Here is a 355-nt window from a genome sequence, read left to right on the forward strand (position 1 = left end):
CGTAGCTTTCATAAACACAGCAAAGAACACAGCCATAACAAACACCCTTGCAACAAGCACAACAAACAACAACTCAAAAGAAGAAAGAACCTACAACAAAGGCTTTGTGTCCTTGTTTAACAAGCTTTATCAGGTTAATACTTTAGCTACTATGTGCGACTGTGAATTTATCCCTTGTGAGCTTAGTCCTATAAAATACGGCTTAAACATAGGGCTTATCAAGGCTTATAAAAAGGATAAAGAAGGCAAATTCATAGATGATAAAGATAGCTTGTCAAATTCACAAAATGAGATTTACACCATAGATACAGAGCAAGAAATAATGCTTAAAGCCTTTGTTTATGAGGAGCAAAAG

1 protein-coding gene is annotated in these 355 nt (G+C 35.2%); it reads left to right on the plus strand.

Features of this window, described 5'->3' with window-relative positions:
* The coding region (locus DMC01_RS14365) for a hypothetical protein (protein WP_185909000.1) at positions 1-355 on the plus strand (355 nt) is incomplete at both ends.

It is taken from the genome of Campylobacter troglodytis (assembly GCF_006864425.1).
In the GTDB taxonomy this organism is placed as follows: Bacteria; Campylobacterota; Campylobacteria; order Campylobacterales; family Campylobacteraceae; genus Campylobacter_D; species Campylobacter_D troglodytis.